Origin of the sequence: Neomelitea salexigens DSM 19753 (assembly GCF_000422345.1) — a bacterium.
GTDB classification, from domain to species: domain Bacteria; phylum Pseudomonadota; class Gammaproteobacteria; order Pseudomonadales; family Spongiibacteraceae; genus Spongiibacter; species Spongiibacter marinus_A.
The window spans coordinates 166,181-183,285 of sequence record NZ_AULP01000006.1 but is presented as its reverse complement, the minus strand read 5'-3'; the positions used below and the strand labels follow the sequence as shown (position 1 = coordinate 183,285).

Sequence of the window (17,105 nt, the reverse complement as noted above, 5' to 3'; positions counted from 1 at the left end):
AAAAACCCCTATTTTTTGCGTGGAATTTATCGACGAGCCAACACCTGGGCGGCGATATGCTCCCCGATTGGCAGGGCCGACGTCGCTGCGGGCGACGGCGCATTGCCCACATGAATACTGCGAGCACTCTGCAAAAAGTGGAAATCATTGAGCAGCTCACCGCGTCGACTAACCGCTTGAGCCCTAACCCCGGCAGGGGCAGGCAGCAGGTCATGTAACTCAATCGCCGGACAGTATTGCTGCAAGCCTTTTAGGTAATGACCAGGCGAAAACGCATTATGCAGCTCGCGCAAGCCCGCCCGGGAGTGACTAGCCAAAAGGCGCCAAAACCCCGGGAACGATCCCATTTCTCGCAGTGAGGCAGTATCGATATCCCTGCGGCGATAACCCTCCCTCGCCAGTGCCAGCATCGCATTGGGACCCGCCAACACGCCACCGCCTACCCGGGGTGTTAGATGCACACCCAGAAAAGGCAGGGTGGGGTCGGGCACCGGATAAACCAAGTGGGGCACCCAATCATCACAGCGCGGCGCCAAACGATAGAATTCGCCGCGAAAGGGAATAATGCGAAAATCACAATCTATACCCTGCAATCGCGCCAAGCGGTCCGACATTAACCCCGCACAGCAGAGCAGCTGTCGCGCGTGAAACGTCTGCTCGCCACTGCCCACGACGATCTCCGAGGTGCGCTCATCGATACGGTCCACCGGCAAGCCGCAGCGCAGCTCCCCTCCTGCGTACTGTACGTCGTGTAGTAACTGGCGACAAATAGCGGCGTAATCAACAATTGCTGACTCCTTCACCGACAGCGCCGCTACACCGGCGAGCATTGGCTGGCGCTCGCGCAGCTCGCCCTCATTCAACCAAGTGGGCGCAAGACCATTTTGCCTGGCCCGCATTTCGAGCGCTTTAAGGCCGGGTACTTGTTCGGGCGTCGCGGCGACAATCCACTTGCCACACTGACGAAATGGCAGCGCGTGACGCTGACAAAAATCCCGCGTTTGCTGTAAGCCCTCCCGGCACATACGCGCCTTGAGGCTTCCCGCCGGGTAATAGACGCCGGCGTGCACCACGCCGCTGTTATGACTGGACTGATGCCGGGCCGGCGCAGATTCTTTTTCTATGATCAACAAGCGACACGCTGGCCACTGACGAAGAATCTGCCAGGCACTCGCCGCACCGACAATGCCCGCGCCTACCACTATGACGTCGTAGCGTGCTGCCATGGCAACGTTTAGGCCGCTGAAAACTCAGGGTCTGCGGCAAAAGCCTGACGCAGTTCACCCAGACGCTGGGTAAGCGCAGCCTCGCTGTAGGCCTTCGGCGGCAGCTGCCCCCATACCGGCTTGGGCCAACAAGGGTCGCCTGTAAAGCGGGCGATATGATGAATGTGCAGCTGCGGCACCATATTGCCGAGGGCGGCAATATTCAATTTCTCTGCATTAAATTGCCGCGTCAGAATGGCGGCGGCCAAGTCGGACTCACGGCAGTACTGAGTGCGCTGCTCCGCAGACAGCTCAAAAAGCTCTTTCAAGCCCGCCTGACGCGGCACAAGAATTAGCCAGGGATACTGGCTGTCATTCAATAACAGCACACGACAGAGCGGCAAATCGCCGACGACAGCACAGTCGGCAGCCAGTTGTGGGTGCAATTCAAACATCTACTTTCTCCATTAAACGCGGCCCACCCTGTACCGGGCTGGCTATCAATCGTAAAATGCGGCGACTTCATTCGCAGCTTTAAGGCCAGATACCCACCATGCGCGCTAGCCAAACACTTATTGCCACTGTAAAGGAAACCCCTGCCGATGCCGAGGTTATTAGCCACCAGCTAATGCTGCGGGCCGGCATGATACGCAAGCTGGCGACCGGCCTCTATACCTGGCTGCCGCTGGGCCTGCGTGTATTGCGCAAGGTCGAGCGCATCATTCGCGAAGAAATGGACAATGCAGGCGCTCAAGAAGTGCTAATGCCTGTGGTGCAGCCTGCCGAACTCTGGGAGGAGTCTGGTCGCTGGGAACAGTACGGCGCGGAATTGCTGCGCATTAATGACCGTCACCAGCGCGAATTTTGCCTCGGCCCCACCCACGAGGAAGTAATTACCGACCTGATCCGCAATGAAATTCGCAGCTACAAACAACTGCCCGCCAATTTCTATCAGGTGCAAACCAAATTCCGCGATGAGATTCGGCCCCGTTTCGGCGTTATGCGCTCACGTGAATTTATTATGAAGGATGCCTACTCCTTCCATAATGACCAGGAATCACTGCAGGCGACTTACGAGACAATGCACGCCGCCTACACGCAGATATTTACTCGCCTTGGTTTGGACTTCCGTCCGGTTATTGCCGATACCGGCTCAATCGGTGGTAGCGCCTCCCATGAATTCCACGTACTGGCAGAGTCCGGCGAAGATGACATTGCCTTCTCAGACAGCTCCGACTACGCCGCCAATGTAGAAATGGCAGAAGCCGTAGCACCCACCGGCGAGCGCCCTGCTGCCAGCGAAACCATGGAAAAAGTAGCCACCCCCGAGGTGAGCAGCATTGAGGACGTTTGCCGCTTCTTCGATTGCGCGCCCGAGCGCACGGTGAAAACGCTGCTGGTATACGGCGAAGCCGATGAAGACGGCAAGCAAGCCTTGATCGCCCTGGTCGTGCGCGGCGACCACCAGCTCAACGAAATCAAAGCAGAGAAACTACCTGGCATTGCCAGCCCGCTAACCCTTGCCGAAGAGAAAGACATTAAAGCGGCGCTCAATTGCGCACCCGGCTCTATCGGCCCCGTGGGCTTGAACCTGCGCTGCATTGTGGACCGCAGCGCGGCGCACTGCAGCGACTTCATCTGCGGCGCCAACGAAGACGGTATGCACCTGCGCGGCGTCAACTGGCAGCGCGATGTCGAGCTGGGCGAAATTGCCGATCTGCGCGACGTCGTCAGCGGCGACCCCAGCCCGGACGGCAAGGGTCAGCTGCAGATCAAGCGCGGCATCGAAGTCGGCCATATCTTCCAGCTCGGCACCAAGTATTCAGAAGCCCTGAACGCCACCGTGCTGAACGAGCAAGGCAAGGAACAGGTCATGATTATGGGCTGCTACGGTATTGGGGTAACCCGTGTGGTCGCCTCAGCCATTGAGCAGAACAATGACGACAAGGGCATTATCTGGCCGGACGCGATAGCGCCCTACCAAATTGCCCTGGTGCCACTCAATATGCAGAAGTCTGAGCGTGTGCGCGACACCGCAGAACAGCTCTACAGCCAACTGAAAGCCGCCGGCTATGATGTGTTACTCGATGATCGCAATGAGCGTCCTGGCGTGAAGTTCGCCGACATGGAGTTGATGGGGATTCCTCACCGCATCGTGATTGGCGACCGCGGGCTGGACAAAGGCCTGCTGGAATACAAACACCGCCGCGCTAGCGACAACGAAGACATCGCTATCGACGACTTGATGCGTGTTATTCAGCAACGTGTTGCCTTGGTCTAAGCTCGCCCTTGCCGGGTGCCTGCTGCTGATAGCGGGCACCGCTTGGACTCAGCCGCAGGACCCGGCAGAGCGCGCCGCGCTAACCGCGTATTTGAAGGAAGCGCTGCACCGCGACGACAGCTTCCAAGACCGGTTTGATGCTGAAGTCTGGCTAACAGATATGTCAGCTCGTCTGGCAAGTATTATCCGTGAACCGGAGCAACGCTTGGCGCTATTGCGCAGCGTGCACCGTGAGGCCAAGGCCGCCGACCTGCCCCCCGAACTGGTGCTGGCGCTCATTCAAGTGGAAAGCTACTTCGACCGCTTTGCTATCTCCAGCGTCGGCGCTCAGGGCTTAATGCAGGTGATGCCCTTCTGGAAAAACGAAATTGGTCGCCCTAGCGACAACCTCACCGACATGGACACCAACCTGCGCTACGGCTGCCAGATTCTGCAGTTCTATCTGAAGCGGGAGAAAGGCAATATGCGCCGCGCACTGGCCCGCTACAACGGCAGCCTTGGCAAAAACTGGTATCCGGACCGGGTGTTTCGCGCTTGGAAAAAACGCTGGTACAACGGCCAACTGCACTACAGTGGCATTTACTGAACCGGTGGCTGCGGCGGCTTCCTAAGCTCCTTCGTCGGGCACGCCCGACCCCCTTTGCGCTTGTGAGGGCGCAACATCGCCAAACGCTCCTCCGGTGGCATCGGCGGCAGCACTTGCAGCAGCACCTCGTGACTGAGCCGCTTCAGGGCAACATCGGCCTCACGCACATCGGCCAAGGCGGCGGCCAGCGCCACCGTATCCAGCGGCTGCTCAGCCAGCAGCGCCGCCACACCACGGCGTTTTTCACGCAGATTGCGATAAGCCTTGCGCATCGCGCCTCGCTCAGCCCTGAGCACCTCTCGCGCCTGTTCGCTCAGTGTTTCTGGTGGGCGCTTCAAAATATGGCGGCTCATCGAATGCATGATCGGGTCGCCGTGCAACCTGTGGCCCACCCACGAACCAATCAGCAGAGCATTGATCACCAGCGAACTCACCAGCGCAATTAACAGGCCTTTACGCGTTGTCATCACTCTCCCTCCAACCAGTCTGCAACGTCGCTGCTACCCGCAATATCCAAGCTGGCAAAGGCTTGGTAGTCGTCGCTAAACACACTGGATGACGATGTTAAATCAGTCGCCCCTATCGCAATACCCAACACCATTGCCGCGGCCGTCACCATGCTTACTGGCAAAAATACGGGGCGCTGGGGGGGCACCACTTGGCGGTGCGCACCGGGAATGGCAGACAAGCGCTGCTGCATGGCGGCGCTGGGCGCTAATGACAGCCCATCGCTCTGCAACTGTCGCCGCCACGATGCCTCTTCGGCGAGGGCATTCCGCCTAGCCGCACGGCCACGCCGACTCAACATCCCCAGCAAGGCAATTGGCCATAAATGTGCCGGCCACTCCCGGAGGTTTGCGCCGTAACATTGCAAAGCCCGAAAATAGCTAGTCATTGTTCTCTCCTAAAAGTTGCCGCAGTCGCTTTCGCGCACGCCCCAGTAACGATTCCACCGCTTTGGGGCTATTGCCGAGCACGTCGGCAATTTCCCGCACTGGCATTTCCCGATAGTAGCGAAAAGCAATGGCCGCTCGCTGCTCTTCAGGCAACGCTGACAGGGCCGCCGTCAATGCCGGCGAATCGCCCGGCTCGTCGTCCAGCGGCGTTGACGCTTCGGATACCTGTTCGGCAAGATCGCCGTCCAAAACAAAACGCTGTTGCACGCGCTGATAGTGATTGATCGCTAGATTGCTCGCCACTCGATATAACCACGTGCTAACTTTTGCCTCGTCCTGCCATGCCGGCGCCTGTTTCCACAGGCGCACAAATACTTCCTGGCAAAGGTCTTCGGCATCTGCGCGCGACAACACAATGCGATAGATCACATTGAGTACCGCGCTACTGTGGCGGTCGACAAGCTGCTGAAAGGCCTGGGCATCGCCCTCGGCGGTTCGCGCAAGCAGGGCGGCATCGCGAGACACCATCACCACCTTCCATGCCTTGGCTGCCAATCAACCACCGCCGGTATCACCTCTCAATTACTGATCGTCTGCCCACGGCCCGGCATGACGCTTGCCGTGCTTAAAGCCTTTGCGCATTTCCTTGCGCGACAACTCGCCGTCGCCATTGCTATCGAGCCTGCTTAACCGGGCCTCGGCTGCTGCACGCGCTTCGGCCGCAGACACGCTACCGTTTTTGTCGGTATCGGCCCGTTCAAAGCGGTCGGCCCGAGACCCAGTGCGTTGCTCGCGCATTTTCGCGCGGTACTCTGCAATCTCCTCGCGGGTAACTTCGCCGTTGCCGTTCAGATCCATTGCCATAAAGTGGGCACTGCGTTTTTCGACCATATCAGCGACGCTATGACCGCCTTCTCCGCCGCGCTCGCAGCCGCCGGGCGGCTTTGCCTGAGCACTCATTGCGGCACCCATCGCCAATACTGCCAAAATTTTGCTAGACGTTTTCATTGTCGTGACTCCATAAACAAAAAAGGGTTTTAACGGCCGTTATTGATTAAACACCGGCTGCGTCAAAACCCCTCGCTATGGCAATCATTCTTTTGCGTCGAGCAGTTCAGTTTGTTTAAGAAGTCAAAAACTCATAGCGCCAGACACCGTTTTCTAGATAACAGCGGTTACGCGGGCCGACGGCCTCGGGATCGTGCTGACAATAGCCGGCATCGCCCCCATAAAGCATGCACACCGCCCCCTGATGGTCGGCAAGCTTGGGATGAATATCAGGGATCTCCCTCGACGCATAGAATGACCGGGCCTCCTCCACAGTCGCGCACTGCGATAATTCCGACAAGGTCACCAGGGTCGGCGGCATCAACGCCAACTCACCAGAGCAATGCGCCCGCACAAAATCTGCGGCTGCGCCCCACTGATGGGCATCCATTTCCTCGCCGTCCACTTCTACCTCCATCCCCTGGCCGTCAGCGAGGAAAAACGCCGTCTCGAAGCGTCGCCCCATATGTGCAGGCGTTGTCCAGCAAGAGATATGTTGCAGCGCTTCCGGCGCCAGATTGATCGCCGCTTCTTCTTCGGTTTCCCGCACCGCCGCCAAGCGAAATGCCTGCATGCGATCGCCTTGGGCGTCGGCAACATCATCAGGGTCCACGGTGCCACCGGGGAACACCCAGTGCCCGCCTCCCACTTTTAACTGCTCGTGCCGTCGCAGCAACAACACCTCAAGCCCAGAGGGTGTGTCCCGTAATACCACCGCTGTTGCCGCCAGACGAATCGCTTCCTTGTCGCTCACAACCAATGTTCCTCCAAGGCCGACAGCAGGCGCTTTGGCTGTGGGCCGATACGAAAATTTTCTGGCAGATCGGCATAGCGAATAACACCGCCTTCATCAACCACCAGCAGGGTAGGCAGCACAGTATCGCGACTACCCAAGGGCACGCCAAAGGGCATACCTGCAGCATGGACAATATGCAGCGCCTTGGCCGCATTCAGTGAGGAGTCGCTATACACCTCGACACCGGCAGGCAAGTCACCAACCAGTTTGCGACTATCCGCAACGGTTTGCGGGCTCACCAATACCAGACGAACACCGTGACCCAAGAACTCGCGGCAATAGCCCATAAACTCGTGTAATTGGCTCCGGCACAGTGGGCACCAACTGCCCCGAAAAAATAAAAAGGCGGTTTTCCTACCCTGAAACTGTTCAGAACTAACGGATTCACCGCGCTCATTTTGCAACTCAAAATGGGGTAGCGCGCGACCGACAATCAGCTCGGGATTGTCATCCCGGTCCAAATAGGAATACCAAAAAACGTAGAGGAAAACGCCGCCAAGACCCAAACTTAAGCCGTATATAGTCGGCACGATATCCATCTCTACCACCACCAACATTGCCCCCAGCAACGCGGCAATTAGCTGGATAACAATAAAGCGCCCGACATGAACAAAGGCTACGCTGTATAACAGTGCCACGAATAACGGCACCGGGGTGACGGCTAACCAAGCACCAAACCATGACAGACTAAAGCCGCTGCTCAACTGCCACGCACTGTGCAACGATGCAGCCCCGCAGAGCAGTATATAAGGTAATACAAAGAAGCGCTTGGCCAGCGCTTTAAGTGATGTCATAAATAGTCTGTGTGGTCATTATTGAATAATTATCCTACTAGCCGCCCTGTTCAGCGCCGACATTCTGCGCTAGCGTAAGGCGTAAGCATTGACCCTTTTTTACGAGGTTTGAGCAGTCACGGCAATAGCGAGATCGCCCATTAGGGCATAGACTATTTTGGGATTCAATCTTGGAGCCCACACCAGAGCGATTTAAATAAAGTTGTATTAACTCGCCTGTACAAATGTTTTACGACAACAATAGGAAGTATTGGCGGCTATGGCAAAACTCTCTCTAATGGACTTGGCTTTCTTCTTAACCGAAACCGAAGCCAGCCCCAAACACGTCGGTGGCATGATGATGTTCCGCAAGCCCGCGAAAGCAGGCAAGGACTTCGTCGACACCGCAGTACGTGAATACGTTGGCACCAATGCCGACATTCGCCCTCCTTTTAATCAAATCGTCAAGTTCAGCCGATTCTCGACACCCAGTTGGGCCGACGCTCCCGACTTCAATATCGACGACCATATTTTTTACCACCAACTTGAGGGTGACGATTTTCGCGACGCACTCTACGAGTTGGTCGGTGAACTTCATAGCCCGAAGATGGAACGGGATCAACCGATGTGGGAGATCCATGTTATCCAGGGGATCGACGATAAACGCTTTGCCATCTACACCAAGCTTCACCATGCGTATGCCGATGGCGTGACCATGTCATCGATTCTCGCAAAGAGCCTGAGTCAATCTTCACGCGCGCGCAAAGCCACGCCGATGTGGTCAGTGATTCCCGAGAAGCGCCTCGAAAACGCCGCCGATAGCGTGTCGATAATGAAAGTGTTGAGTAAGCTGGGCGGCCGCTCTACCGACTATCTTCGCTCGGCCTTAGGCTTGTCGAAACTCAGTGCACAACTGGCGCTGGAAGCGATGAAGCTGACGAAAAATGCGGTTGCCGTTCCCTATCAAGCCAACCCCAACACCCCCCTTAACGGTCAGGTTGTTCCGGGCCGACAGGTGGCTACCGCAGCAGTGCCAATGGAGCGCGTGAACCACCTGCGCAGCCTAACCCGCTCCACCCTGAACCATATTGCCCTAACCTGTATCGACGGCGCCTTGCACCGCTACCTGCAAGATTGCGAGTCGGATATCGATGAACCCATCACCATCCAAATGCCGGTAAATCTGCGTCGCCAAGGCGATAACAGCATGGGCAATAAAATCGGCATTGTATTGGTTGAGCTGGCCAACAAAACCACCGACCCCTATGAGCGCTTGCGGGAAATTGGCTTTACCCTGCGCAATGTTCGCTACCAGGTCGACGGCGTTCCCCCGGCATCGGTAATGGCCTACACCGTATTACTTGGCAGTTTGGCGCAGCTTGTTGAGCTGCTAGGCATCGACGATAAGCTGCCCCCACTTGGCAATACCTTGGTGTCTAATGTGCCCGGGCCGGTGAAACCCCTCTACCTGAAGGGCGCGCGACTGGAGGAGATGTACCCAATCAGTGCACTGCCTCCGGGTTGCCACTTAAATATCACACTATATAGTTATGATGGACGTTTGCAGTTTGGTTTGGTGGCGAGCTCCGCCCTACCCAAACTGGAGGTATTGAGTGACTATATACACGAGGCCTTTGCAGACCTCGAAAACGCAGTATCACCGCAGTTACTCGAACACAATAACAAGGCGGCTGGCTAAACCGGCCGAATAAAACAACCAGAAAAATCCCCTGCTTTCACTGACGGAAGCAAAACAGCGACGGGCCGTTTTAAGGCCCAACGCTGTGGAGAATTTTTAAAACATCTGGAGAGGCACTATGAGTTACTTCGTTACTGGCGGCACCGGCTTTATCGGCCGATTCCTTATCGAACGCCTTGCGCGCAGAAAGGGCACTATTTACGTTCTGGTTCGCCGCAGTTCTAAACAAAAATATCTCGACCTGCTGGAAAAAACCGGCCTCAGCAAAGACCGGCTGGTCCCGGTTTGGGGCGACCTCGCTAAAAACAAACTCGGCATCAGTGCCAAAGAAATGGCCAAGCTGAAGGGTGAAATCAAACACTTCTACCACCTGGCAGCCATCTACGATTTAAAAGCCGATGCCGAAAGCCAGGAAGTGACTAACATCCAAGGCACCCAAAGCGCTATCGACGCGGCAGAAGCAATGCAAGCCGGCTGCTTCCATCTCGCCAGCTCTATTGCAGCTGCTGGGCTATATCGCGGCGTATTCCGTGAAGACATGTTCGAAGAGGCTGAGGGCCTGAAGCATGCCTACTTCCGCACCAAGCATGTCTCTGAAGGCCTAGTGCGCAAGGAATGCAAAATCCCCTATCGCATCTACCGCCCGGCAATGGTCGTGGGCGACTCCAAGACTGGCGAGATGGATAAGGTCGACGGCCCCTATTATTTCTTCAAGCTCATTCAGAAACTGCGTTATCGTGTCCCCCAATGGTGCCCGATTATCGGCATTGAGGGTGGCCAGATGAACATCGTGCCGGTGGACTATGTCGCCGATGCTATTGACCATATTTCCCACAAACCCAAGCTCGACGGACGCTGCTTCCACCTCGTTAACCCCGACGCGCATAAAGTGGGTGAAGTGCTCAACATCTTCTCGAAAGCTGCCCATGCACCGAAAATGGCGCTGCGCATCGACTCGCGGATGTTTGCCTTTATCCCCTCTTCCATAACCGGTTTGGTGAAAAACATGCCGCCGGTTAAACGCCTCACAAGCGCGATACTGGCAGATTATCAAATTCCTGAAGACGGCTTGCAGTTCATGAATATGCCAACGCGCTTTGATAACCGTGAAACGGTCAAAGCACTGCGTGGCAGCGGTATTGAATTACCCGCGCTGGAAGATTACGCCTACAAAATTTGGGACTACTGGGAACGCAACCTCGACCCCGACCTGTTTAAAGACCGCAGCCTGCGCGGCAATGTTGAAGGCAAGGTCATCGTTATTACCGGTGCCTCATCAGGTATTGGTAAAGCGAGCGCCCTTAAACTGGCCGAAGCCGGTGCAGAGGTTGTACTGGTCGCCCGAACGGTTGAAAAACTGAAAGAGACCCAGCAGGAAATTGAAGAGCTTGGCGGCACCAGCTACGCCTACACATGCGATGTATCTGACCTTGAATCCTGCGACGAACTGGTCGCTACGCTGCTGAAAAACCACGGCCACGTTGATGTGCTGGTGAACAATGCCGGCCGCTCAATTCGTCGCTCGCTCGAGCTGACCTTCGATCGCTTCCACGATTTTGAGCGCACTATGCAGCTCAACTACTTCGGTGCAATTCGCCTGATTATGGGCTTGGCACCGTCGATGCTGGAACGCAAAGCCGGGCATGTTATCAATATCTCGTCGATTGCGGTTATTGTAGGCACCTCGCCGCGTTTCTCAGCATACGCTGCGTCAAAGGCGGCCTTGGACGCTTTTTCTCGCAGTGCTGCGGCAGAGTTCTCCGACCGCAATATCGCCTTCACTACGATCAATATGCCGCTGGTACGCACACCAATGATAGGCCCCACTTCTATCTATAACGCTGTGCCGACACTGTCGCCAGAAGAAGCAGCGGATATGATCTGCGAGGCAATTGTGAAACGTCCTAAGCGTATTGCCACTGGCTTGGGCATCAGTATGCAAGTACTGAATGCAGTGATGCCGAAGGCAACGGAAATTATTATGAATACCGTCTTCCGCACCTTCCCGGACTCCGCCGCTGCAAAAGGCGAAGGGGAAGAAGGCAAAACCGAAGCCTCGTCAGAACAGGTCGCCTTGGCAGCGGTACTCAAAGGTATCCACGTCTAACATATACAGCATCACGCAGCGCGCAAACGCTCCGTAGTGAAACCGCTAAACCGCATTGCTCAACACACGGGCCATGCGGTTTTTTTACGCCTTGCAAATGGTGCAAATGTGCGTGGAATGAATAGCGATGCCCTGCCGCGAAATAGCGCGCCTGCGGCGGCGAATAGCGGCCTTTCTAACACACTTAATACGACGATATTCACGTCGCAAAAAATTCACTGTTTCCGTTTTTCATCGGCAAACTCAGCGCCCATAAGGCGCACTAATGAAAAATATTGAACTGTTTTTCTTAGCGCTGTCATATCCAGTAACGAAGCAACATGGAGACAGTATGCTAGGTTGGACATTGATGTTTCTCGTTATCGCACTGATCGCGGGCGCCTTGGGCTTTAGTGGTGTAGCGGGTGCAGCGACTGGAATCGCCAAAATTCTGTTTTTTATATTTATCGCATTATTGCTTCTCTCCCTTCTTGCGCGCGCCTTGCGCGGCAAACCTCCCCACATGTAGCGCCGCGACGCTCACATTGCGGGAGAAATCCACCGGGCAATTCGCCCAAAACTCTTCACTGCATCACCTTGTTCACCTAAGGAGAACGCTATGAACCGAGATATCGCTGAAGGCAAATGGAAACAACTGAAAGGTCGCATCAAAGAGAAGTGGGCTGAATTAAGCGACGACGAACTAGAGAGCGTGGACGGCAGCAGTGAACGCCTTATCGGTGCATTGCAAGAACGCTACGGCCTGGCCCGCGATGAAGCGAAACAGCAATTTGAAGAATTAAAGAAAAAGTGTCGTGAATCGGCACTACCGAGTCCATGACAAGTGACTCGCACCCGGCAACGATGCACGCATCGTATTTGATTAGAACCGAAATGGAGGTCAACTATGACTATCAAGAAGACGCTAATCACCAGCCTCACCTTGGGCGCTTTGACAACCACTCCCGTACTGGCTGACAGCTGGCAAGGCAAAACCAAAGATGCCTGGCTCGACGGGAAAGTCGAAACCGCAATTATGCTCAATGGCGAGCTCAATAACTTTGACATCGACACGGATGTAGACCAGGGCAAGGTTACTCTCGAAGGCACTGTGAGCAGTGATATCGAAAAGGACCTAGCTGGCCAGCTCGCGAGCAATGTAGACGGCGTTACATCGGTTGAGAACAACTTAAATGTTGAAGGGAGCTATCGCAGCAAGCTGGAGAAAACCAGCAATGACTTTGCCCGCAAGTGGAATGACTTGAGTACCACCGCGGCGATCAATATGAAGTTTGCCGCCAACGATGATATTGCGGCAACCAAGATTAATGTCGACACTCATCGCGGTGTGGTGACCCTGCGCGGCACCGTGAAAAGCGAGGCCGCACACGACTTAGCCATTGAGATCGCCAAGAGCTTCGACCACGTTTCCGAAGTGGAAGATAAACTCGACGTGACCAATAGCTAAGGTCCGGTATCGAAACTTATGATATCAACGGGCCGGTGCATACTCCGCCGGCCCGTTTGAGTAGCACCGACCCTCTAGCTGAGACTTAATGCCACAACGCTAGGACCTGTTAATCCGCCGACATCGCCGCCATGGCTTTGGCGAGGAATTTCTCAGTTTGCTTACTTCCCGCCTCTAGCGGCCGCTGCGCAGCTTCACTGGTAATGGCATCCCAGTTTTCCAGGATTGCCTCAGGCGTCTGTTGTTCAACACCCAAGAACACGCCTTCGGTTTCAAAGATTCGTGAACTCGCATAACCGCCGGCTCCAGCGCATAGAATATGGCGATTGGGTGCAGATTCATGGCACAGCACCAGCGCACCAGCCGTTACCGATTCCGGCGTGAGTAGATCCAGCACTTCCTTCGGTAGCAAGTCTTCGGTCATGCGCGTTGCCGCCGTCGGTGACAGCGCATTGACCCGCACATTCTTCTTGGCACCCTCAAGGCCCAGGGTATTCATAAAGCCGAGCACGGCCATCTTGGCGGCGCCGTAATTACTCTGGCCAAAGTTACCGTACATGCCCGACGACGACGTAGTCATCACGATGCGGCCATATTCCTGCTCGCGCATAATGTCCCACACCGCCTTGGTGCAATTCACCGAGCCCATCAGGTGCACATCCATCACTAAACGAAAGTCGTCCAGCGACATTTTGGCAAAGGTTTTATCGCGCAAAATACCGGCGTTGTTTACCAGAATATCGACGCGCCCCCACTTGTCCATTGCCTGGCGAACCATGTCCTCAACTTCTGCCATTACCGCAACATTGGCGCCGTGGGCGATCGCCTCGCCGCCATTGGCTTCTATGGTCGCAACCACTTCCCGCGCCGCCTCCGAGGACGCGCCGCTGCCATCGCGGGCGCCGCCCAGGTCATTCACCACAACCTTGGCGCCACGCGCCGCCAATGCCAGAGCGTGGCTACGCCCCAAGCCGTTTCCCGCGCCCGTTACAATAGCTACCTGACCATCAAATCTCACATCCATTTTTATTTCCTTTTATGTTTACGCCACTAGTTGCATGGTCAACCACTCTGCGATCAGAGCGGGTTTATCCTGACCCTCGATCTCTATTGTCACCTGAGTGGTGAAGCGAAATTGCCCCGGCTTGGTTTCGGTGATGTCGATAAACTTAGCGCGGGCGCGAATGCGGCTATCGACGGCTACAGGCGCGATAAAACGAACCTTGTCAAAACCGTAATTCAAGCCCATATGGGTGCCCTCGATCATCACCATAAACTCTTCTGCGAAATGCGACAGCATCGACAAGCTTAAAAAACCATGGGCAACCGTACCACCGAAGGGGGTTTGTTTCGCGCGCTCAGGGTCAACATGAATAAACTGATGGTCCAGCGTACAGTCGGCAAATTCGTTGATGGCCGCTTGATCGACTGTGTGCCACTGGGTCGGCGGTGTCTCCCTACCGACGTATTCCATCACCTTCGTTCTATCTACTGTTGTCGCCATTTTTCATCCTTATTGTTTGGGCTTATTAAAACCATTCATCACGCATCACAAAAGCGCTGTCTTCGCCTTGCTCTAACAGCGCCGACCAGCGCTTAGTATGTGGCAGCTCCACTGAGAAGAAATAACGCATGGCCTGCAGTTTGCCACGGTAGAAATTTTGCTCATCACTGTGCTCACTCTCGGCCAGTGCTGCGCTAGCCACAAGCCCTTGCTTCAGCCATAACCAGGCCACAACCACATGGCCAAACAGCTCCAGATATATAACCGAGTTAGCCAATACTTTATCGATATCGGTATCGGCCATGGCTGCCAATAGCGTCTCCGTTGTTTTCGCCAACCGTTGGATTGCCGCTTCAAGCTGCCCCGCCTGTTCCACCAAACCGCTAACATTACTTGCCTTGGCCACCGTTTCGCTCATTAACGCCAGACAGTAGCGGTAGCCTGCCATGCCCTGCATCGGTACCTTCCGTGCCAGCAGGTCGAGGGACTGAATGCCGGTAGTCCCCTCGTGAATGGGGTTCAGACGATTATCGCGGTAAAACATTTCAACGGGGTGTTCATTGATATAACCCGCACCTCCCAATACCTGAATGGCCAAGCTATTGGCCTGAGGGCCGTACTCAGAGGGCCAGGTTTTGATCATGGGAATCAAGAAATCGAGCAATAATTTAGCCTGACTGCGCTGCTCTTCGGTTGGTGCGGTGTGCTGGTCGTCAGCCAACTGTGCGCCAAACAAACAGAGGGCAAACGCGCCCTCGGCATAGGCCTTCTGGGCCAATAACATGCGGCGTACGTCGGCGTGTTCAATAATATTAACCGGTGGCGACAGCGGGTCTTTGCATGAGGGTAAGCGACCCTGCGGGCGCTCGCGGGCATAGTTTAGTGAGTATTGAAAGCCGGTGAGAGCAATGGTTGCGGCACCCGTGCCCACCATAATGCGCGCCTCGTTCATCATGTGGAACATGTAACTCAGGCCGCGGTTTTCCTCGCCAACCAAATAGCCGACCGCCCCTCCGCGCTCACCGAAGTTCAACGATGTAGAGGTTTGTCCGCGTCCCCCCATTTTGTGGAACAGTCCCGCCAAAGCCACATCGTTCTGCTCACCCAGGCTGCCATCGTCGTTAACCAGATACTTGGGCACAATGAACAGCGAGATGCCTTTGGTCCCCTTTGGCGCCCCCTTCACCCTAGCCAAAACCAGGTGCACAATATTTTCATTAAGCTCGTGATCGCCGCCAGAGATATAGATCTTATTTCCGGTAATGCGGTAACTGCCGTCCTCTGCGCGCTCAGCACTGGTAATGAGGTCTGCCAGGCCCGAGCCCGCACCGGGCTCCGTCATTGCCATGGTGCCGGCAAAGCGGCCACTGCGCTGGGGCACGGCCCACTTGGCAATCTGCTCTGGCGTGCCGTGCGCTTCTATCAAACTGGCGTTAGCGGTGGTTAAGCTCAAGTACCCCAGGGTCGTACTGCCTGCGGCGGTAAGGTACGCATTGGCGACCGTGGCCACGGGCAGGGGCAATTGCATCCCGCCCACTTCGTAGTCAGCCGTTGACGAGACAAACCCTGCCTCGGTAGCGGCATCGACCGCCTGTTTGATCTCGGGGAGCATTTCCACACGGCCATTTTCAAAACGTGGCTCATTGCGGTCGACCTTGCCGCGAATCGGCAGGAAGTACTTTTCCGCAACCTGCTTGGCAGTGGCAATCGCGGCATCAAAGCTTTCGCGATTGTGGTCTCGATAACGCTCGCGCGCACACATGCTCTCGCTGTCCAGAAATTCGTACAGCATGAAATCGAGATCGCGTTCGTTGAGTAGCGGAGCAGGCATGGTAGTACCTCATATCGAAAAAGAATTGTGACAGCAGTATGCCCAGCACCCCCAGAGCCAGCCACGACATCTGATGTCAGGCAGCGCCAGAACTAGTAGAACAGCAGCGGGTGACTGAGGTCGGTGTCAGCGAAGGCATCCACATTTAGCTGACGATCTTCCGGGTATAGCGCGGTAACGGTTAACTGAGGCTCGGAAACAAAGGCCGTTGGCCCCAGCGCTCCCACAGTGGTGCTCACACTGAAAAATCGCTGCATGACACCGTCTATCGCCAGCTGTACGCGAAAGCTCGCCATCGGTTCCACCGACGCGGCGCGCTGCTGCCAGTCGCTAGGTACGGAGGGATAACTTCGCAGCCGATCCAGGGTTGCCTTCACCGTTGGGTCATTACTGAATAGCGCCGATTGTTGGATCGACATAAGAATTGCCGACAGTGTGTCCTCCCAATTGCTCACGGCATTTTCGGCGGACTGGGAGCTGAACATAAAGTCGTAAAAATTGCTGATATTGTGCAGTTCATCGGCGGGCATCAGGCGGGAGTAGAACCCCAGCCAGCTGCGGTTAACCATGAGAATATTAGTGGAATTATCCACCAGGCAAGCGGGATAGGGGTCCAGCGCCTGCAGCGTCATGGTCATGGCGCTCCGCAACCACTTGAGTTCTGCTGAGTTAAAATCGACACGATCGTCGCGCGGCGCAAAACCGGCTGCAATCAGTAAATGGCTCTGGTCGCGCCGCCCCAATTTCAGCGCTTTGGCGATCTCCAACACCATCGTTTCGCTGGGGCGACTGCTGCCATTTTCAAGGCGGCTGATATGGCGCGGCGAACTGCCCAGCTCAAAGGCCAGCTGCTCCTGACTGAGGCGATGCACGCCGCGCCAAAACTTTAAAAACCGCCCAAAGCTCGATGCACTCTCTACCACACGCCAACCC

19 protein-coding genes are annotated in these 17,105 nt (G+C 55.6%); 7 read left to right on the top strand and 12 right to left on the bottom strand.

The annotated features are described in order from the left end of the window. Window positions 1-26: 26 nt before the first annotated feature. Window positions 27-1,226, bottom strand: a complete 1,200-nt coding sequence (gene lhgO, locus H573_RS0111040) for an L-2-hydroxyglutarate oxidase (RefSeq protein ID WP_027874332.1) — start codon at window positions 1,224-1,226, stop codon at window positions 27-29. An 8-nt stretch (window positions 1,227-1,234) separates the two neighbouring features. Then, complete coding sequence (locus H573_RS17880) at window positions 1,235-1,660, bottom strand: HIT domain-containing protein (protein WP_036256539.1); 426 nt, start codon at window positions 1,658-1,660, stop codon at window positions 1,235-1,237. 98 nt (window positions 1,661-1,758) lie between these two features. Here H573_RS17880 and H573_RS0111030 point away from each other — a divergent pair, with 98 nt between their 5' ends. Together H573_RS0111030 and H573_RS0111025 are read left to right on the top strand one after the other, a co-directional pair. Continuing rightward, window positions 1,759-3,486, top strand: coding sequence for a proline--tRNA ligase (locus H573_RS0111030; protein WP_027874331.1), 1,728 nt, complete (start codon window positions 1,759-1,761; stop codon window positions 3,484-3,486). After that, window positions 3,455-4,072 carry a transglycosylase SLT domain-containing protein gene (locus tag H573_RS0111025; protein WP_234701866.1) on the top strand — a complete coding sequence of 206 codons (618 nt, stop codon included), beginning with the start codon at window positions 3,455-3,457 and terminating at the stop codon, window positions 4,070-4,072. The genes H573_RS0111030 and H573_RS0111025 overlap by 32 nt, the downstream gene beginning before the upstream one ends. Here H573_RS0111025 and H573_RS19060 read toward each other — a convergent pair. From H573_RS19060 to H573_RS0110995, 6 genes are all read right to left on the bottom strand, one after another. Then, window positions 4,066-4,539, bottom strand: a complete 474-nt coding sequence (locus H573_RS19060) for a periplasmic heavy metal sensor (RefSeq protein WP_051171215.1) — start codon at window positions 4,537-4,539, stop codon at window positions 4,066-4,068. The two genes, H573_RS0111025 and H573_RS19060, sit on opposite strands and share 7 nt — an antisense overlap. Continuing rightward, window positions 4,539-4,967 carry a hypothetical protein gene (locus tag H573_RS0111015; protein ID WP_027874329.1) on the bottom strand — a complete coding sequence of 143 codons (429 nt, stop codon included), beginning with the start codon at window positions 4,965-4,967 and terminating at the stop codon, window positions 4,539-4,541. Before H573_RS0111015 ends, H573_RS19060 begins: the two co-directional genes overlap by 1 nt. Then, window positions 4,960-5,523 (bottom strand): RNA polymerase sigma factor, encoded by a 564-nt coding sequence (locus H573_RS0111010; protein WP_154653875.1) that lies wholly within the window; start codon window positions 5,521-5,523, stop codon window positions 4,960-4,962. Before H573_RS0111010 ends, H573_RS0111015 begins: the two co-directional genes overlap by 8 nt. A 27-nt stretch (window positions 5,524-5,550) precedes the next feature. Further along, window positions 5,551-5,976 (bottom strand): EF-hand domain-containing protein, encoded by a 426-nt coding sequence (locus H573_RS0111005; protein WP_027874327.1) that lies wholly within the window; start codon window positions 5,974-5,976, stop codon window positions 5,551-5,553. 115 nt (window positions 5,977-6,091) lie between these two features. After that, a complete protein-coding gene (locus tag H573_RS0111000; protein ID WP_027874326.1) occupies window positions 6,092-6,769 on the bottom strand; it encodes an NUDIX hydrolase in 678 nt (225 codons plus the stop codon). Further along, window positions 6,766-7,605 (bottom strand): peroxiredoxin family protein, encoded by an 840-nt coding sequence (locus H573_RS0110995; RefSeq protein WP_027874325.1) that lies wholly within the window; start codon window positions 7,603-7,605, stop codon window positions 6,766-6,768. Before H573_RS0110995 ends, H573_RS0111000 begins: the two co-directional genes overlap by 4 nt. Window positions 7,606-7,864: 259 nt before the next feature. Here H573_RS0110995 and H573_RS17870 point away from each other — a divergent pair, with 259 nt between their 5' ends. The 5 genes from H573_RS17870 (at window position 7,865) to H573_RS0110970 (ending at window position 12,837) form a co-directional block, all read left to right on the top strand. Further along, window positions 7,865-9,283 carry a wax ester/triacylglycerol synthase family O-acyltransferase gene (locus tag H573_RS17870; RefSeq protein WP_051171214.1) on the top strand — a complete coding sequence of 473 codons (1,419 nt, stop codon included), beginning with the start codon at window positions 7,865-7,867 and terminating at the stop codon, window positions 9,281-9,283. Between the two features lie 118 nt (window positions 9,284-9,401). Next, window positions 9,402-11,390 (top strand): SDR family oxidoreductase, encoded by a 1,989-nt coding sequence (locus H573_RS0110985; protein ID WP_027874324.1) that lies wholly within the window; start codon window positions 9,402-9,404, stop codon window positions 11,388-11,390. A gap of 265 nt (window positions 11,391-11,655) precedes the next feature. Continuing rightward, complete coding sequence (locus tag H573_RS0110980; RefSeq protein ID WP_051171213.1) at window positions 11,656-11,898, top strand: DUF1328 domain-containing protein; 243 nt, start codon at window positions 11,656-11,658, stop codon at window positions 11,896-11,898. A gap of 90 nt (window positions 11,899-11,988) precedes the next feature. Next, entirely contained in the window at window positions 11,989-12,210 is a 222-nt protein-coding gene (locus H573_RS0110975) for a CsbD family protein (RefSeq protein WP_027874322.1), read from the top strand. A gap of 66 nt (window positions 12,211-12,276) precedes the next feature. Further along, complete coding sequence (locus H573_RS0110970; protein WP_036256533.1) at window positions 12,277-12,837, top strand: BON domain-containing protein; 561 nt, start codon at window positions 12,277-12,279, stop codon at window positions 12,835-12,837. 109 nt (window positions 12,838-12,946) lie between these two features. Here the strand turns inward: H573_RS0110970 and H573_RS0110965 are convergent, their stop codons facing one another. From H573_RS0110965 to H573_RS0110950, 4 genes are all read right to left on the bottom strand, one after another. After that, window positions 12,947-13,861, bottom strand: a complete 915-nt coding sequence (locus tag H573_RS0110965) for an SDR family NAD(P)-dependent oxidoreductase (RefSeq protein ID WP_027874320.1) — start codon at window positions 13,859-13,861, stop codon at window positions 12,947-12,949. 18 nt (window positions 13,862-13,879) lie between these two features. Beyond that, window positions 13,880-14,341, bottom strand: a complete 462-nt coding sequence (locus H573_RS0110960; RefSeq protein ID WP_027874319.1) for a MaoC family dehydratase — start codon at window positions 14,339-14,341, stop codon at window positions 13,880-13,882. Window positions 14,342-14,366: 25 nt separating this feature from the next. After that, window positions 14,367-16,172 carry an acyl-CoA dehydrogenase gene (locus tag H573_RS0110955; RefSeq protein ID WP_027874318.1) on the bottom strand — a complete coding sequence of 602 codons (1,806 nt, stop codon included), beginning with the start codon at window positions 16,170-16,172 and terminating at the stop codon, window positions 14,367-14,369. 92 nt (window positions 16,173-16,264) lie between these two features. Then, complete coding sequence (locus tag H573_RS0110950; RefSeq protein ID WP_027874317.1) at window positions 16,265-17,095, bottom strand: helix-turn-helix domain-containing protein; 831 nt, start codon at window positions 17,093-17,095, stop codon at window positions 16,265-16,267. Window positions 17,096-17,105: the final 10 nt, after the last annotated feature.

What these genes read in the sequence shown, in the direction of transcription:
- lhgO (WP_027874332.1), bottom strand. Translation starts at nt 1,226, where the DNA reads ATGGCAGCACGCTACGACGTCATAGTGGTAGGCGCGGGCATTGTCGGT.
- H573_RS17880 (WP_036256539.1), bottom strand. Translation starts at nt 1,660, where the DNA reads ATGTTTGAATTGCACCCACAACTGGCTGCCGACTGTGCTGTCGTCGGC.
- H573_RS0111030 (WP_027874331.1), top strand. Translation starts at nt 1,759, where the DNA reads ATGCGCGCTAGCCAAACACTTATTGCCACTGTAAAGGAAACCCCTGCC.
- H573_RS19060 (WP_051171215.1), bottom strand. Translation starts at nt 4,539, where the DNA reads ATGACAACGCGTAAAGGCCTGTTAATTGCGCTGGTGAGTTCGCTGGTG.
- H573_RS0111015 (WP_027874329.1), bottom strand. Translation starts at nt 4,967, where the DNA reads ATGACTAGCTATTTTCGGGCTTTGCAATGTTACGGCGCAAACCTCCGG.
- H573_RS0111005 (WP_027874327.1), bottom strand. Translation starts at nt 5,976, where the DNA reads ATGAAAACGTCTAGCAAAATTTTGGCAGTATTGGCGATGGGTGCCGCA.
- H573_RS0110995 (WP_027874325.1), bottom strand. Translation starts at nt 7,605, where the DNA reads ATGACATCACTTAAAGCGCTGGCCAAGCGCTTCTTTGTATTACCTTAT.
- H573_RS17870 (WP_051171214.1), top strand. Translation starts at nt 7,865, where the DNA reads ATGGCAAAACTCTCTCTAATGGACTTGGCTTTCTTCTTAACCGAAACC.
- H573_RS0110985 (WP_027874324.1), top strand. Translation starts at nt 9,402, where the DNA reads ATGAGTTACTTCGTTACTGGCGGCACCGGCTTTATCGGCCGATTCCTT.
- H573_RS0110980 (WP_051171213.1), top strand. Translation starts at nt 11,656, where the DNA reads ATGAAAAATATTGAACTGTTTTTCTTAGCGCTGTCATATCCAGTAACG.
- H573_RS0110975 (WP_027874322.1), top strand. Translation starts at nt 11,989, where the DNA reads ATGAACCGAGATATCGCTGAAGGCAAATGGAAACAACTGAAAGGTCGC.
- H573_RS0110970 (WP_036256533.1), top strand. Translation starts at nt 12,277, where the DNA reads ATGACTATCAAGAAGACGCTAATCACCAGCCTCACCTTGGGCGCTTTG.
- H573_RS0110965 (WP_027874320.1), bottom strand. Translation starts at nt 13,861, where the DNA reads ATGGATGTGAGATTTGATGGTCAGGTAGCTATTGTAACGGGCGCGGGA.
- H573_RS0110960 (WP_027874319.1), bottom strand. Translation starts at nt 14,341, where the DNA reads ATGGCGACAACAGTAGATAGAACGAAGGTGATGGAATACGTCGGTAGG.
- H573_RS0110955 (WP_027874318.1), bottom strand. Translation starts at nt 16,172, where the DNA reads ATGCCTGCTCCGCTACTCAACGAACGCGATCTCGATTTCATGCTGTAC.